Source organism: Marinobacterium sp. YM272, from assembly GCF_050908845.1.
Lineage (GTDB): Bacteria > Pseudomonadota > Gammaproteobacteria > Pseudomonadales > Balneatricaceae > Marinobacterium_D.
In genome coordinates this window covers 3795601-3811559 of the sequence record NZ_CP194171.1, presented here as the reverse complement: position 1 = coordinate 3811559, position 15959 = coordinate 3795601, and the positions used below count along the sequence as shown (strand labels likewise).

Here is a 15959-nt window from a genome sequence, read left to right as displayed (position 1 = left end):
CAAGGCTTCCGGTGATGGATCAGACCGGACGTTTAGCGATCTCTGATCCAACCAAAAGCGGACATTCTTTCGGCTGTTCAGACCAAGGAAAATAGTCACTTTCGACCCTGAGCTGCCATTGGCGCATGTGGCTAACACCTCTCATAATTCTTTGGTTTTATTCAGTAATTATGATCTTTGCACGTCTTGCCGCAAAGCCGTGCTCAGTTTCCACTTGTGATAGGTGGAAAGTCGTCTAATCTCAAAACATTATGAAAAGTAAGTCGCGGGATACTGCGCACGGTAAAGCAGGAAAAAGCACATGCTCGTTTTCATCGGAAGAGAATAGCTGTGATATCTTGATTTCTTTTTTCTCTTCGGTTGATTCGATCTAATTTATCAGCGTTGCGAGAGGTATTTAAATGCGCATGCGCAGTATTAAAATGTTATTGCACGCGTGAGCTTGAATCAAGCAAAGGGGATGTAAGATGTTAATAGTCACCAATAGAAATATTAATAGCTCCAATTTTAAAAATGGAGTTGGGGATCATAAAGCTTTTGGAGATAGTGTTAACTCAAAGGGGCCAAATGAAGTTAGGCTGGCCAAAGCGGAGAAAATAAATGGTAAGTGGAAAGTTGAATTAATTAAAGAGCCATCAAGAATAACTGAAAACAACATTCCATCAAGAAAGGAGTTTTCTAAAATTAGAGATAAACTGACAGAGACAGGAAAGAATTGCGTATTCTTTGTTCACGGATTCAACCAGTCTTTTGAAAAGAACCTAGAGAAAAGTCTTGCTTTAGAGAAAGAACATAAGGTAGAGGTCATAGTTTTTTCTTGGCCTTCTAATCCTGGAGGGTTTAAAACAAAGGAATACCGACACGCTAAGCGAACTGCTAAAGCGTCAGTGGGTGCTCTGGATTCTACTTTAGAGAAACTTGGCTCCTATTTAAAAGAGCCTTTCAATAGAGAGGCACTAGAGACGTGCAATATTAAATTTACCTTAATGACATACAGTCTAGGTAATTATTTATTTCAAAATTACATCATCGATTCTGTGTATGAAAATGAAACATCAATATTTGATAATGTTATTCTTTGTCAGGCAGATGTTGATAATAAGGGACATGCTTCTTGGGTGAACCTAATTGAAACCGGAAAAAAAGTATATATAACCATAAATGAGAATGACTGGGTTCTTAAATGGTCCGATGCTAATTTTCAAAAAGATAGGCTTGGAAGAACAGCAAAGAATTTAAATTCAGATAATGCCATCTATTTCGATTTCACGAATGGTAATGGCGTAGGTAAAACTCACGGAATTTTTTACAAAAAAACAAATAATGTTGTGAAAGATTTTTTTACAAAAGTCTTAAATGGGGAGCGGGGTGAAGATATTAAAGGGATGAGCTACGATTCCCGGTCAAATTCATACAGATTTTAGTAGTCTATTATCGAAAATGGAAGTTGGATAGGGGATATTAAATGATTAATTCTATCTTAACCCACGATCAGAGTAACCCATGGGAGTTTTTTACATTATTAGTATCGGTTACTTCATTATGCATAGCACTTGTTTCACTCCTGCTGTCAAGGCGTCATGCTCTTAGGTTATTTCGTGTTAATCAGTATCCTAACTTCCAATTTTCATTTGATATTGATGTTGCATCAAATATAGCAATAAATGGCTGCTATGAAAATATACAGAGAAGCGTAGACATTGGATCAACAAATCTTCCTGCTATGGTAGTCGACTGGAAAAATACGACTGATAAAAAGGCTATCGACTTGCGCGCAGAGTTTATTCTAGTAGGTTCAAGAGGTTCGGTTTTATGGGAGGATTTTTTGGATGACTGGAACGAGATTGATGGACTCTCTCACGATCGAGGCGTTATTGGTATGAGAATTGGGCACGCTATGGCATGTGTGGGAGATAACCAGGTAGAGATTCGAGAAAATAACAGTCCACTACGTGAGTTGATTGGACCTGGTCCATATGTTGCGATTAATTCCGAAAATCCGAAGTTAACGAATATTTCATTTCTATTGATCGTGGGGTTCTCATGGAGCCCGGCAATTCATAATCCTCCTAAACAATCAAGTTTTTATACTTTTCGTATTGTGCCAACAAAATATGACGGAGTATTAGTTACAAAATGGAAAGGAGAACGGGTTAAGATAAGTCGATGGCATCGTATGTTGTACCGTTTTAGAGCAAAAAAATTAAATTCTCTCCAATAATTTTCTAGATGTGTTAACAGCCTAGAAGCAGATTCTTTAAAGGGATTAGGAATGACAGCTAAGTGCCGATTGCGGGTATGTGTCACCGATCTATCTTTCCATTAGAACTTGAATATTTCTGGTGAAAAAATTTATTAAATTTTGTATCGAAAAGGCACAAGGATGTTATATGAAAAAACTGATAAATTTGCTCATCTTCATACTCTCTTCGTCTACAGTTCAGGCTGCTGAGTATGAGTATATAGACGCTCAGAGTTTCGGCGAAAGCAAGGAAAGTCTCGAGCTTGATGAAAACGAATTTTCCCCGTCGATCCTTAGAGGAAACAGAATAAACTCTTTTCCGGTTGGTACTGGTAAATGTCAGAACTTTATTGATGGATTAGATGACCGTTATATGAGAATCGCGATTGCAGCACATCAGTCTCACTTATTTGATAATGGCTTGTATAAACATGTTAAGTATTTATATTTAAGATGTGTTCGAGTCCATGAAGTCGATCAAGAATGTGTGGATTATGTACGCAATGCAATGCCGAAAACATTAAGTCCTCGAGATCAAATTTGGCTCGACATTAAGACACGAATGGATTGTAGAAAAAAAGAAGTTGTATACGAGGGGAGGGTTTTCCAGTCTAACTGATACAGAATCGCCCTTAGCTCTCTGGACATCTAAGAGCATTAGGGTTGCTCTCAATCAAGAATAGCGAGAGACAGCTCTGTGCCGATAGCGGCGGTTGAGCCAGCTTTTACCGAATGTCCGCTTTAGGGATTTCAGTTTGATCCTGTTACGGCTGCAAAGTGCGTAAAGCCGCTGCTTTACATCAACACCCAACGAATTTGTGCAAGAAACAGGTCTATAGAGTCAGAACCTGTCCCTACCAGGTTTTTAAAAAACAGAGGGGTTGTCCCCGATGTCTCAGACGAACAACCCCACCTCAGAATGCAACTGGCGCTGTTTATTCCTTTCGATCCTTTCACTAACCGTCTTCACGTCGTGAGCGTGCGTACTCCCTGATCGTACCGAGAAAGGATTCGAGGATAGGCGAGCGGTCATCCTCGCGGTAGATACAACTCAGGTCCACTGACGCTCCGGGAGGGGTGTTGCGCAGCGGGATGTAGGCTACGCCGGGCAGGCGCAGTGTCTGGGCTGCCTCGGTGACGATGCAGACGCCGAATCCACTGGCGACCAATGCGACACCGGTCAGGATGTCGTCCACCTCCTGCGATACCTGCGGGCTGAAGCCCGACACTTCGCACAGTTTAAGCACCTTGTCGATGAAGTTGGGGCGGCTCTGGGCCGGGAACAGGATCAGCGGATGCTGCTCGAGATCGCGGAAGTCGATACCGTCCAGCTGCGCCAGTGGTGAGGCTTCGTTGACGCACAGCAGCAGCTTTTCGGTGACGACCAGTTCGGAACGGATATCGCTCAACGGCTCAAGCATGCGGTTGAAACCGATGGTGATGCGACGCTGACGTAGCGCTTCGATCTGGGCGTGCTTCTCCAGGGTGTGCAGTACCACCTTGACGTCGGGATAGTCGCGCCGGAATGCCAGCAGAATATGCGGAATGGTATCGAGAATGCCGGAGCCGAAGGTGGCCACGTCGAGTCGACCGAGGCGCCCCTGGCCGGCGCGCTGGGTACGCTCGGTTGCCTGTTCGATCAGCGCAAAGATGTTGCGCGCCTCCTCAAGGAAGAGGGTGCCGGCGTGGGTGATCTCCATGCCCTTGGCGGTGCGGGTAAAAAGCTGCACGCCGAGTTCTTCTTCCAACTGGTGAATCTGCCGCGTCAGCGGTGGCTGGGAGATGTTGAGTACCGTCGCGGCGCGGCTGATATGGCCCTCTTCGGCGACGGTTATGAAGTATTTCAGTTTGCGCAGATCCATCCTGGGTGACCCTCCCGTGAATCTTTTCTCATACCTTAAGGGTATCAAAAGTGCTCGTCAATTGTATTGGAAGGTAATTGAGCACTTTTATACCTTAGGTCTCAACCGTGATTGTTCCTGCAGTTACGTAACAAAAATAACAATGACGCGAGAGGAAAACGCATGATGAACATGCAACGCAATCCGTCTTCGCCGCAACGGGTCAGCCGTCGGCGTCAACTCTGTGTCGCGATCGCTCTGGCGACGGGAATGGCCTGGACTGCCGGTGCGCAGGCAATGTCGATCGACAGTGGCAATCCCGATATCCGCATGAATTGGGATAACACCTTCAAGTACAGCGCCGGATTCCGTTTGAAGGATGCCGATCCCGATGTGGCGTCGGTAGATGGACCTCCCATCAATACCAACGACGGCGACCTCAACTTCGACAAGGGACTGATCTCGAACCGCGTCGATATCCTGTCCCAGTTCAACCTGTCTTATAAGCGCAAATACGGTTTTCGCGTCAGCGGCGCGGCCTGGTATGACGATGTCTATCATCAGGATACCGATAACCCGGGTCTTTTCGTGAACTCGAATTCGGTGGATTACACCCAGTTCACCGACGACACCAAAGACCTGCATGGCGGCGATATGGAGCTGCTCGATGCGTTCGCTTACGGCAACTTCAGCCTGGGCAATAAAAGTCTGAACCTGAAAGCGGGTCGTTTTACCCAGCTTTATGGTGAGAGCCTGTTCTTCGGTTCCAACGGTATTGCCGCGGCGCAGACCTCGCTCGATCTGGTCAAGGCACTGTCGGTACCCAACTCTCAGTTCCAGGAGATTCTGCGCCCGATCGGTCAGGTCTCCGGCCAGATCCAGCTTAGCCCGGATCTGTCCATCGGTGCCTACTACCAGCTGGAGTGGCGTAAAACCCGGGTGCCGGGTGCCGGCAGCTATTTCAGTTTTGCCGACTTCGTCGATGAGGGCGGTGAAACGCTGATCCTGGGGCCGGGGGCGGTTGCCTATCGTGGCAGTGATATCGAGCCCAGTGACAGCGGCCAGTTCGGTATGCAGCTGCGTTTTGCCACCGATAATGTGGAGTACGGCCTGTATGCCGCCCAGTTCCACGACAAGATGCCGCAGTTCTATGTGCGTCCTGGGGTAAACCCGCAAGGCGCCTACCTCGGTGATTATGTAGAGGTGTTCGGTGAGGACATCCGCACCCTTGGTGCCAGCTTCAGCACCCTGGTTGGCGAAACCAACGTGGCCGGTGAGATCTCCTTCCGTGACAACATGCCGCTGGTGGCCAGCGGTAATGCGGTGATTACCGGTGCTGCCTCCGATGGCGACTCCAATGCTGCTTTCCCGGTTGGCCGGACTATGCACGCCAACCTTTCGGCGATCAGTATCCTGGGCGAAAGCGCGCTCTGGGATGCTGCCACCTTTATTGGTGAGTTCGCTTACAACCGGCGCCTGAGCATCAGCGACAACGAGGATCAGCTCGATCCGCTGGCGACAAGGGATGCCGGAGCGCTGCAGTTCGTGTTTACGCCGGAGTACTTCCAGGTGATGCCGGGACTGGATCTGAAAACCCCGATCGGCGTGGGCTATGGCCTGTTCGGACGTTCTTCGGTCAACGGTGTGCTGTTCCCCTCGGAGGGCGGCGGCAACATCAGCCTGGGTCTGACCGCGGACTACCAGCGTACCTGGCAGGCGGGTCTGAACTACACCCACTACATCGGCAGTGCCGGTTCCATCGTCAAGCCAGGTACCGCAGTGCCTGAGCTGTCCTACGACAACTTCCACGGTGACCGTGACTTCATCTCATTCACCGTTCAGCGCACGTTCTGATCGGACTCGAATCTGTGGTTAGGAGAACAATAATGAAACCCTATTCCTCTTTTCTCGCCGGTGTGGCTGCCCTGCTGATCGCGGCTCCACAGGCACAGGCGGCGGTATCCGCTGACGAAGCCGCCAAACTTGGCCAGGAACTCACGCCTCTCGGCGGTGAAAAAGCCGGTAATGCCGATGGTAGTATCCCGGCCTGGACCGGCGGTATTATCGAGATGCTGCCGGGCGATTACATGGGTGATATTCCCAAGTCCATCTTTGCCGATGAACAACCGCTGTATCAGGTGACGGCACAGAATCACGCCGAGTATGACGCGCTGCTCAGTGACGGCATCAAGGCGATGCTGAGTAAGTATCCGGACAGCTTCCGTCTCGACGTTTACCCAACCCATCGCTCCATGGCCGCGCCGCAGTCGGTGTATGACAGCACCCTGGCCAACGCTACCCGCTGTCAGCTGGCTGAAGGTGGCTATTCGGTATCCGGCTGTGCCGGCGGCATTCCCTTCCCGATTCCGCAGGAAGGGGTGGAGGTGATGTGGAATTTCCTGATGCGGGTGGAAGCACCGTCCATCGAGTACACCTTCAAGAACATTGTCGGTAACGCGGATGGCAGTCATACCCTGGCGACCCGTAACGATATCTCTTTTCAGTACCCGCCGTACTACAAGGACGTGACGCCGGATAATTGGTCAGGCGAGTACTCCATGTTCCGTTTCAACACTCTGGAACCGCCATTCAAGGCCGGTGAATCCCTGGTCGTGCGTGACAGTATCGACCGGGATCAGCCGCGCCAGGCCTGGCAGTACCTGCTCGGTCAGCGCCGGGTGCGTCGCGCGCCGACGGTCTCCTACGATACCCCTGACTTCGTCGCTTCCGGTGCCAACTACTTTGATGAGGTACAGGGCTTCTTCGGCTCGGTGGATCGTTTCAAATGGACGCTCAAAGGTAAGAAGGAGCTGCTGGTACCGTACAACAACAACAACTTTGTTGGTGCATCGCTGGATGAAGCGCTGTCCGACTACCACCTGAATTCCGACAAGGTGCGTTGGGAAAAGCACCGTGTCTGGGTGGTTGAAGCGAACGTGGCGGACGGCAAACGTCATGCGGTGCCCAAGCGTACCTACTATGTCGACGAAGACAGCTGGCTGGTACTGCTGGTGGACGGTTACGACGCTGAAGGCAAGCTCTGGCGTACCTCCATGGTGACACCGTTCGTGGTACCGAAAATTCCGGCGCTGATGGAAAAGACGGCCACCGTATTCAACCTGCAGGCCAACACCATGAGTGTGATCCAGGCGTTGAACGACGAGCACTTCCGCATTGTCGATACCAAGCAGGAAACCTTCTTCACCGGTGATGCGGTGGCCGCGGAAGCGGTGCGCTAAGACCCACTCAGCCTGCCTCCGGCCTACGGGTCGGAGGCAGCGCAGAGTCAAATAAAGGCCGGCGGCAAAGCGGTCGGCCTTGAGCGTCAGTCGAGTAGTCAGTGATGAATATAACAACGCGAAAACGTCTAATCCGGCCTGCTGTGGCGCTGTCGGTTTCCCTGCTGGTCTCCGGCGTTGCTGCTGCGGCAGTCTCTGAACGCAAAGCTGCGGTTGTGCCGGATCTGCTGGAGCTGCCGGCCCAGAAAGCCTCCAGTGCCCTGCATTCGATCCAGCTCGGCATCGCCCGGGCCGGCGAGCGACTGGTGTCGGTCGGAGAGCAGGGAATCATCCTGCTCTCCGATGACGATGGTAAAAGCTGGCGCCAGAGTACCGGTGTGCCAGTCAGCGTTACGTTGACCGATGTGCAGTTCGCTTCCGCAAAACAGGGCTGGGCCAGCGGACACAGTGGCGTCATCCTGCATACGGCAGACGGCGGTGAAAACTGGGAGCTGCAGGTCGACGGTTATCGCGTCGCTGACATCATCTACAACGAGGCGAAACGTCGTGCGGAGCTGGGACTGCCCGGTGCCGAGGATGCGCTGACCAACGCCAATTACCTGGTCAAGGAGGGGGCGGATAAGCCTTTCCTTGATCTCTATATTGCGGATGAACAGCACGGCTGGGCGATCGGTGCCTACGGTATAGCACTGGCCACCCGTGATGGCGGTAAAAGCTGGCAGTCGATCGTGGACCTGCTGCACAACGACAGTGGGCGTCATCTGTATTCGATTCAACCGGAGCAGGATGGCATGGTCGTGGCCGGTGAGCAGGGTTCCCTGTTCAGCCGGGGGGGCGGCCAGGTCGAATACCAGCGCGTGGAGACCCCCTATGCCGGCACCTTCTTCGGTTTTATTCCACTACCCAGCCAGAAACTGCTTGCTTTCGGCCTGCGCGGCAACGTCTGGCGTGAGCAGGACAGCGGCTGGCACCGTATCGATCTGGGCAGCGAAGCCACGTTGACCGCCGGTATGAGTCTGAGCGATGGCACACTGCTGCTTGGAGACGAGAGCGGACATCTGGTTGTGAGCCGCGACCGGGGACGCAGCTTCAGCAAGGCGGACGTGAGTCCGACCGCCTCAATCACAGCGATGGTCCAGGCCCGTGATGGCGCCATCGTACTGTCGACCGCACGCGGTCCGGTACGCCTGGATACCCCATTCTCCAAGCCGGAAGCACAGTGATGAATAGTCCAAACCAAGGTTCAGCTGGCGAGCAGATTCGTCACCTGGAGGATTTCGATACCCGTTCCGGTCGCATCACCGAGCGGCTGCTGTTCAACAACCGTATTGCGGTGATCCTGATCTGTCTGGCGATCACGGTTTATCTCGGGTTCCAGTCGGCCAACCTCGGCATGAGCGCTGCGTTCGAGAAAATGATCCCGACCAACCATCCGTTCATCGTCAACTTTCTGGAGAACCGCACACAGCTGGCCGGTACCGGCAATACGCTGCGCATTGCGGTGGAGAACAGAGAGGGAACGATCTTTGACGCCGAATACCTGGATACACTGCGCAAGATCCATGACGAGATCTTCCTGATGCCGGGGGTTGACCGGCCGTTCATGAAGTCGCTGTGGGCGCCGGCAGTACGCTGGACCGGCGTTACCGAAGAGGGGCTGGATGGCGGTCCGGTTATTCCCGATGGCTACGATGGTTCGGCGGCCAGCCTCGACCAGGTGCGTAACAACGTGGAACGCTCCGGCGAGATCGGTCAGCTGGTGGCGGCCAACTTCCACTCCTCGATCCTGCAGGTGCCGCTGCAGGAGCGCGATGCCAACACCGGTGAACGCATCGACTACCATGCTTTCTCGCAGCAGCTGGAACAGCTGCGCCAGAAGTATGAATCGGACAAGATTCAGATTCATATCACCGGTTTCGCCAAGGTGGTAGGGGATCTGATCGATGGCCTGAAACAGGTTCTGCTCTTCTTTGCGGTCACGATCGCCCTGGCGACCACTGTGCTGTTTCTCTACACCCGCTGTGCCCGCAGCACGCTGCTGGTTGTGGTGTGCTCGCTGACTGCCGTGGTCTGGCTGCTCGGTCTGCTGCCGCTGCTGGGTTACGATCTGGACCCCTATTCGATCCTGGTACCTTTCCTGGTGTTCGCCATCGGTATGAGCCATGGTGCCCAGAAAATGAACGGCATCATGCAGGATATCGGTCGCGGCATTCATAAACTGCTGGCGGCGCGCTACACCTTCCGCCGTCTGTTCCTGGCCGGCCTGACCGCGCTGCTGTCCGATGCCATAGGTTTTGCCGTACTGCTGGTGATCGATATCCCGGTGATCGGCGACCTTGCGATCACCGCCAGCATCGGCGTAGCGACCCTGATCTTTACCAACCTGATCCTGCTGCCGGTGCTGCTCTCCTATACCGGTGTCAACGCGAAAGCCGCGCAGCGCAGTGTCCGTGCCGAAAGCGTAGACCTGAACGACACTGAACATCGCAAACATCCGTTCTGGGCCTGGCTCGACCTCTTTACGCAGAAGCGTTATGCGGGCTTGGTGGTGCTGGCGTCACTGCTGCTGGGCGGGCTGGGGCTGGTGGTGAGCCTGCAGGTCAAAATCGGCGATACCGGGCAGGGCGCACCGGAGCTGCGTGCCGATTCGCGCTACAACCAGGATAACGCCTTTATGGTGGCCAACTACGCCGCCAGCAGCGACGTGTACGTGGTGATGGTGCGTACCGGGCAGTACGAGTGTGCTCACTACGATACGCTGATGGCGGTGGATGCCCTGGAACGGCGCCTGGCGCAGCTGCCCGGCGTGGAAGCGACCAGCTCACTGGCGGGACTGGCCAAGATCGCCCAGGCCGGCATGAACGAGGGCAGCCTGAAGTGGTACGGTATCCCGCGTTCGCAGGGGATGCTGAACGCCATCATCACCCGCGCCCCGCGCGAGCTGTTCAACCAGAACTGTGATCTGCTCACCGTTTACGCCTACCTGAAGGACCACAAGGCCGACACCCTGACCAGCGTGGTCGCCACCGTGGAAGCGTTCGCGGCGCAGTACAATAGCGACTCGATCCGTTTCCTCAGCGCGGCCGGTAATGCTGGTATCGAAGCCGCCACCAATATCGTGGTGAAGAAGGCCAACGTGCAGATGCTGCTGCTGGTGTACGCGGCGGTGATTATCCTGGCGTTTATCACTTTCCGTTCCTGGCGTGCAGTGGCCTGTGCCGTGCTGCCGTTGATGCTGACCTCGGTGCTGTGTCAGGCGCTGATGGTGTGGCTCAACATTGGCGTCAAGGTAGCCACGCTGCCGGTGATCGCGCTCGGTGTCGGTATCGGCGTCGACTACGCGCTGTATATCCTGACCGTGACACTGGCACGGCTAAAGGAGGGCAAGAGCCTGTCCGAAGCCTACTACCAGGCGCTGCTGTTCACCGGCAAGGTGGTCGTGCTGACCGGTATCACCCTCGGTGTCGCGGTGTTCACCTGGATTCTTTCGCCGATCAAATTCCAGGCTGACATGGGGATACTGCTGGCGTTCATGTTCATCTGGAACATGCTCGGCGCGTTGATACTGCTGCCGTCACTGGGCTATTTCCTGCTACGCGACAGCGGTGTTAAGCAGGTTGAAGTGAAGCTGGAAAAGAGCGGTGCGATGGCGACCTGAGCTTCCCCTGTTTAGCCGGCCCGGCCCTGAGCAGGTGCCCGGCCGCGCCGGATAGACCCGCCGCTTGCGGCCCCTGCATCAGCATGGCGTTAACCGGTATTCGTTAATGCTGCAGGGGCTGCAAGCGTTTTTGCAGGGACAGGGAGCTCGCTACTAACAATGGCACTAACTGCCGCGCAACCAAAAACTAGAACAGCACTAGACCTTTGGAACCTCGACAGCCAGCAACAGCGTGTTATGTTGTTCCGCAGATGAGCCGAGAAGAACACCGACAATAACAAAAACAGGCGTGACGACCATGAGCGAAAAAAGGTTGATCGAGCATTTCAATCTGCGCTCGAAACTGAAATTCGATATCGATAACGGCCATATCTGGTTCGGCGAAAACCGGATGTTGCTGCTCCACACCCAGGCCCTCAGCGGCCTGCGCGATGAACTGTTTGCCAACCTAGGACAATCCCGCGCCCGCGGTCTGCTGATTCGCATGGGGTTCCGTGCCGGGCAGATGGATGCCGAGGTGGCGACCCAGCTTTACGGTGCCGGCGATGACTACGACGTATTCAAGATCGGTCCCGAGTTGCACGCGTTCGAAGGTAACGTAAAGGCGGAGATCACCCAGGCGGATATCGACTGGGAGCAGGGCAGCTTCGATGGTCGGGTGCACATGGAACACTCCTGGGAAGCCGAGGCCCATATCCAGCAATACGGTATCGGTGACGATGTCGGCTGCTGGACGCTGGTGGGCTATGCCTCAGGTTATGTCAGCACCTTTTTCAAACGCTTTATCGTGTTCCGCGAAATTGAATGCGCCTGCAAGGGCGACTCTCACTGTACCGTGATCGGCAAGCCGGCCGAAGACTGGAACGATGACGCCTACATCGACCTGTTCCGGATCGACCAGAAGGTGCCGCCTGTCTGCGATATCGAGCAGCAGCTGCATCAATTGCGTGGATCGCGACCGTCAACGGCACAGCTGGAGCAGGGCAATCTGGTCGGTCAGTCGCCGGGGTTTCTGAAAGCGTTCGACCTGTTGCACAAAGCCTCCAGGGGGCCGATCAACGTGCTGCTGCTGGGTGAGACCGGGGTCGGCAAGGAGGTTTTCGCCAAGTGGTTGCATGAGAACAGCGACCGGGCGGACAAACCTTTTGTGGCGATCAACTGCGCGGCGATCCCCAATGATCTGATCGAGGCTGAACTCTTCGGGGTGCGTCGAGGCGCCTACACCGGTGCCCAGGAGTCGCGTCCGGGACGTTTCGAGCGTGCCGATGGCGGCACCCTGTTCCTCGACGAAGTGGGCGATCTGTCACTGTCGGCACAGGTAAAACTGCTGCGTGCCCTGCAAAGCGGTGAGGTGGAGCGGCTTGGCGATAACGAAGCCCGCAAGGTCAATGTGCGGCTTATTGCTGCCACCAACCTGGATCTGGAGCGGGCGATCGCCGAAGGTAAGTTCCGTGCCGATCTGTTCTATCGCATCGCCACCTATCCGGTGGAGATTCCGCCGCTGCGTGAGCGCAAAAGCGATGTGCCGCTGCTGGCCAAGGCGATGCTGAAGAAATATGCCCCGGTCTATGGCCGGCCAGAGCCGGGCTTGACCGATGGTGCGACGCAGGCGCTTATGGAGTACAGCTGGCCGGGTAATATCAGGCAACTGGAAAACCTGATCGAACGTGCCCTGTTGCTGGTGCCCGAGGGCGGTAAGATCGAGATCGGCCACCTGTTTCCCGGTAACAGCGAACAGGCGCTGGGCGGTGCTAATCTGGATAACCGGGGACGCCTGTGCAAGCAGGACGAGAGTCGCATGAATGCGCTTTACGATACCCTGATCAGTAGCGCCGATGGCCTTGAGACCCACCTGAACCGGATCTACCAACTGGCCATAGAACGTGCCGGTGGCAATCTGGCGGAAGCGGCGCGGATGCTCGGGGTAACCCGGCGCCAGGTGGCATACCGGGTACAAAAGGAGGGCGAAACGGAAGGCGAGGCTTAGTGCGAATAAGCTCGTCAGCATGAGAAAGTCTGCGCCGACGTGTCGAGGACTTTCCATGGACGCTATAGGGACAGAATCGTCCCAGGTTCTATAGACCTCTTTGGGTCCACATCGCTTAAACGAATGGCAGCTCTGTACTGCGGACAGCCGACAGCTGCTAAAAAGACATATTCCTGTATCTCGCGCAATCAGGAAAAGCAGCTATTCAGGCTGCTTTTCGCATACCTCTTGTTGTTTATAACGCTGGAAATGTGGTGGCGCGTTATAGAAAGCTCGAGTCATCTACCCTGTGCCCAGAACCAAGCAAACAAGCGAGCATAATTCGTGCTTTTTTAGCATCCATATCCTGCCCGCCGATAACGCCCTTGGCGGTCAGATCGGCAAAGCTGCCGGGGTATTCGTAGGCTGGATAAACGCGTCCTTCATCGCAGGCAGAGGTGATCACCACCGTCATACCGCTATCGACCGCCTCACGGATTGCCGACACCCAGCTCGGCGGGACATGGCCGCGGCCGAAGCCCTCGATCACCAGACCCGCCAGATTGCTGGCGGTGGCGGCGCGGATAAACAGATCTGACATGCCTGAAGCGGCCTTGATTAGCGGTACTTCCGCCATGGCGGGCAGGTTATCGAAACAGGCTTTCGGTGCGCCTGGGGTGTTTTGGATAAACAGTTCACCACGGTCGATAGTGCCGATCTGGCCCCCGGCGAAGCCATCCACGTTTGAGGTATGTACCTTGCGCACTGAACGGGGCGAGAAGATCTTTTCATTAAACACCAGCAGGGTGCCGGAGCAATCTGGCTGGTCAGCTGCCGCCAGGGTGATCGCATCACGGATGTTGGCGAAAGAGTCGCTGCCCATTTCTCCGGGAATCCGCTGGGAACCGGTAGTCACCACCGGCTTGTGGCTGGTAATGGCCAGGGAGAGGAAGTAGCTGGTTTCCTCCAGCGTATCGGTGCCGTGGGTGATCACCACACCGCTGATATCGGTGCGCAGCAGGAAGGATTCCACCACAGACTTCAACAGCAAAAGCTTGTCGAAATCCATGGCGTTGCTGGGGATCTGAAAGGCGCTGAACACCTCCAGCTCGACCTGATCCGAAGAGAGATCTCTATACGCGCCTAGCAGCTTTTCACCGGTAAGTTTGCCGGCGATAGAACGCCCGGTTTCCGGATCGGTGGTGCTGGCGATGGTGCCGCCGGTGGTAATAACGGCTATTTTTTTCATGAGTTTTCTCATGTGGAAATTTTTACGCTGCCGCGTTTAGGTGCAGGTTTCGCCCTGCTGGGCGAGTCAAGGCACTTGTGCGGCTGATTTAGAGGGAAAAGGTGCCTTAACAATCCCAAACCGCCCCTACTGCTTGGTCGGCTGCTCCGACTGCCCTGTGCTTCTCGCCTGAAAGAGAGGGATCTCCAAACTCGCCGCTTCGCGGCTCAGACAGTCGATCCCTTTTTCCTCTTTCAGTCTGCGATGCTCGGCTGCGCAGAAGGGGAACCACTGTCTGGCTCAGTTGGGCTCGGTGTGATCGAGCCCTGTTTTAGCCACGGATTGTCAAAAAGCGAACCCAAAGAAGGGGGTTAATCATCACGTCCGGAAGCTTCTTTCAAAGCCTTCTCCCCCAGCGAGTAATACTTAGCGCGCTCTTCAGCAGGCACCATATTCCCCCCGGTCGCCCAGGCCAGATGCGTGGCATTGGCCAGATTATCGGCCAAACCGATCTGCGCAAGCGTTTCGCTGCCAGCCTTCTGCAACCAGGCAAACCCTGGCAAACCAGCGGCGGCCGAAGGCTCGATGGAAAGATCTTCGGCATCGGTCATCAGTTTCACCAGCGCGTGGAGAGTGTCGTCGCTGGCGGTGTAGATGCCATCCAGCAGCGGATCCATCACTTCGCCAACAAACGCGGACGGACGACCCACCGCCAGGCCATCGGCGCAGGTCAGGTTATCCAGGCCGATATCCTGCACGCTAATACCGTTATGCAGGCCTGAGTGCATACCCAGCAGCATGCAGGGGGATTGGGTCGGTTCCGCAAAGAAGCAGTGAACGGCATCGCCGAACACATGCTTGAGACCGAACGCCACGCCGCCGGGACCACCGCCCACGCCGCACGGCAGGTAGACGATCAACGGATGTTCGTTATCCACAACAACCTGCTGCTCAGCAAGCTGCTTTTTAAGGCGCAGGGCCGCCACGCTATAGCCGAGGAAGAGCGTGGTGGAGTCTTCATCATCGACGAAGTGGCAGCCGGGTGTGGCCAGTGCTTCTTCACGGCCCTGGGCCACGGCGACGCTGTAGTCGGATTGGTGCTCGACCACGTTGACGCCCTTGGAGCGCAGCATCGCTTTTTTCCATTCGCGGGCGTCGGCGGACATATGCACGGTCACATTGAAGCCGAGCTTGGCACTCATGATACCGATACTCAGACCCAGGTTGCCGGTGGACCCGACCACGATGCCGTGCCTGGCGAACAATTCTTTGAACGGTGCGCTATCGAAGCAGGTGTAGTCCATGCCCTCGTGCAGCAGGCCGTTCTCTTCGGCCAGTTTTTCGGCGTACTGAAGCACTTCATAGATACCGCCTCGCGCCTTGATGGAACCGGAGATCGGCAGGTGGCTGTCGCACTTCACCAGCAGGTGGGTCGGCGCTTCGGTGGCGAGCAGGTCGGCCACCGCTTTCGCGCCTTTATCCACGCGGATCAGGTCGGACTCGATGATGCCGTCGCGTTCGGCGGTTTCAGGGAACACCGCCTTGAAGTAAGCGGCGAACCGATCCAGTCGAGCTCTAGCGTCTTCAATATCGGCGAAGCTCAGTGGCAGCGTGTTTTTAACCGACTCGAAAGAGGTGACCTTGGGGTTGATCCAGAGGCGCTCGCGGCACTGCTGCAGATCGTCGAGAACCGGATCCTGCTCGGTGGTCGCCTTGGCTATCCAGTCGATGTAATTCAGGTTTTCCATAATCAGTTAAACCTCGGGCTGGGGCAGTTGGGTCAGA

The 15959-nt window shown here is 54.8% G+C and carries 11 protein-coding genes; 8 read left to right on the top strand and 3 right to left on the bottom strand.

Annotated features, from left to right (window positions below; genetic code table 11):
- Positions 1 to 467 precede the first annotated feature (467 nt).
- The 3 genes from ACQUQP_RS16980 (at position 468) to ACQUQP_RS16970 (ending at position 2861) form a co-directional block, all read left to right on the top strand.
- Entirely contained in the window at positions 468 to 1424 is a 957-nt protein-coding gene (locus tag ACQUQP_RS16980) for an alpha/beta hydrolase (protein ID WP_432696220.1), read from the top strand.
- A gap of 41 nt (positions 1425 to 1465) precedes the next feature.
- Positions 1466 to 2221, top strand: a complete 756-nt coding sequence (locus ACQUQP_RS16975) for a hypothetical protein (protein WP_432696219.1) — start codon at positions 1466 to 1468, stop codon at positions 2219 to 2221.
- A 169-nt stretch (positions 2222 to 2390) separates the two neighbouring features.
- Entirely contained in the window at positions 2391 to 2861 is a 471-nt protein-coding gene (locus ACQUQP_RS16970; protein WP_432696218.1) for a hypothetical protein, read from the top strand.
- Between the two features lie 337 nt (positions 2862 to 3198).
- On the opposite strand, the gene ACQUQP_RS16965 is transcribed toward ACQUQP_RS16970, so the two are convergent.
- Positions 3199 to 4104 carry a LysR substrate-binding domain-containing protein gene (locus tag ACQUQP_RS16965; RefSeq protein WP_432696217.1) on the bottom strand — a complete coding sequence of 302 codons (906 nt, stop codon included), beginning with the start codon at positions 4102 to 4104 and terminating at the stop codon, positions 3199 to 3201.
- Positions 4105 to 4266: 162 nt separating this feature from the next.
- On the opposite strand from ACQUQP_RS16965, the gene ACQUQP_RS16960 reads away from it, so the two are divergent.
- The 5 genes from ACQUQP_RS16960 (at position 4267) to ACQUQP_RS16940 (ending at position 12967) form a co-directional block, all read left to right on the top strand.
- Complete coding sequence (locus ACQUQP_RS16960) at positions 4267 to 5937, top strand: DUF1302 domain-containing protein (RefSeq protein ID WP_432696216.1); 1671 nt, start codon at positions 4267 to 4269, stop codon at positions 5935 to 5937.
- A gap of 32 nt (positions 5938 to 5969) precedes the next feature.
- Positions 5970 to 7322, top strand: coding sequence for a DUF1329 domain-containing protein (locus tag ACQUQP_RS16955; protein WP_432696215.1), 1353 nt, complete (start codon positions 5970 to 5972; stop codon positions 7320 to 7322).
- 104 nt (positions 7323 to 7426) lie between these two features.
- Complete coding sequence (locus tag ACQUQP_RS16950) at positions 7427 to 8545, top strand: WD40/YVTN/BNR-like repeat-containing protein (RefSeq protein ID WP_432696214.1); 1119 nt, start codon at positions 7427 to 7429, stop codon at positions 8543 to 8545.
- Entirely contained in the window at positions 8545 to 10980 is a 2436-nt protein-coding gene (locus ACQUQP_RS16945) for an efflux RND transporter permease subunit (protein WP_432696213.1), read from the top strand. The genes ACQUQP_RS16950 and ACQUQP_RS16945 overlap by 1 nt, the downstream gene beginning before the upstream one ends.
- Positions 10981 to 11278: 298 nt before the next feature.
- A complete protein-coding gene (locus ACQUQP_RS16940) occupies positions 11279 to 12967 on the top strand; it encodes a sigma 54-interacting transcriptional regulator (protein ID WP_432696212.1) in 1689 nt (562 codons plus the stop codon).
- A gap of 262 nt (positions 12968 to 13229) precedes the next feature.
- On the opposite strand, the gene ACQUQP_RS16935 is transcribed toward ACQUQP_RS16940, so the two are convergent.
- Both ACQUQP_RS16935 and ACQUQP_RS16930 read right to left on the bottom strand, forming a co-directional pair.
- Positions 13230 to 14195: an asparaginase gene (locus tag ACQUQP_RS16935; RefSeq protein WP_432696211.1), complete on the bottom strand. Its 966-nt coding sequence runs from the start codon at positions 14193 to 14195 to the stop codon at positions 13230 to 13232.
- A 350-nt stretch (positions 14196 to 14545) separates the two neighbouring features.
- Entirely contained in the window at positions 14546 to 15922 is a 1377-nt protein-coding gene (locus ACQUQP_RS16930) for a D-serine ammonia-lyase (RefSeq protein WP_432696210.1), read from the bottom strand.
- Positions 15923 to 15959: the final 37 nt, after the last annotated feature.

Bases quoted from the DNA above. Each gene is read 5' to 3' on its own strand.
- ACQUQP_RS16960 (WP_432696216.1), top strand. From the start codon at position 4,267: ATGATGAACATGCAACGCAATCCGTCTTCGCCGCAACGGGTCAGCCGT.
- ACQUQP_RS16945 (WP_432696213.1), top strand. From the start codon at position 8,545: ATGAATAGTCCAAACCAAGGTTCAGCTGGCGAGCAGATTCGTCACCTG.
- ACQUQP_RS16955 (WP_432696215.1), top strand. From the start codon at position 5,970: ATGAAACCCTATTCCTCTTTTCTCGCCGGTGTGGCTGCCCTGCTGATC.
- ACQUQP_RS16965 (WP_432696217.1), bottom strand. From the start codon at position 4,104: ATGGATCTGCGCAAACTGAAATACTTCATAACCGTCGCCGAAGAGGGC.
- ACQUQP_RS16935 (WP_432696211.1), bottom strand. From the start codon at position 14,195: ATGAAAAAAATAGCCGTTATTACCACCGGCGGCACCATCGCCAGCACC.
- ACQUQP_RS16940 (WP_432696212.1), top strand. From the start codon at position 11,279: ATGAGCGAAAAAAGGTTGATCGAGCATTTCAATCTGCGCTCGAAACTG.
- ACQUQP_RS16980 (WP_432696220.1), top strand. From the start codon at position 468: ATGTTAATAGTCACCAATAGAAATATTAATAGCTCCAATTTTAAAAAT.
- ACQUQP_RS16930 (WP_432696210.1), bottom strand. From the start codon at position 15,922: ATGGAAAACCTGAATTACATCGACTGGATAGCCAAGGCGACCACCGAG.
- ACQUQP_RS16975 (WP_432696219.1), top strand. From the start codon at position 1,466: ATGATTAATTCTATCTTAACCCACGATCAGAGTAACCCATGGGAGTTT.
- ACQUQP_RS16970 (WP_432696218.1), top strand. From the start codon at position 2,391: ATGAAAAAACTGATAAATTTGCTCATCTTCATACTCTCTTCGTCTACA.
- ACQUQP_RS16950 (WP_432696214.1), top strand. From the start codon at position 7,427: ATGAATATAACAACGCGAAAACGTCTAATCCGGCCTGCTGTGGCGCTG.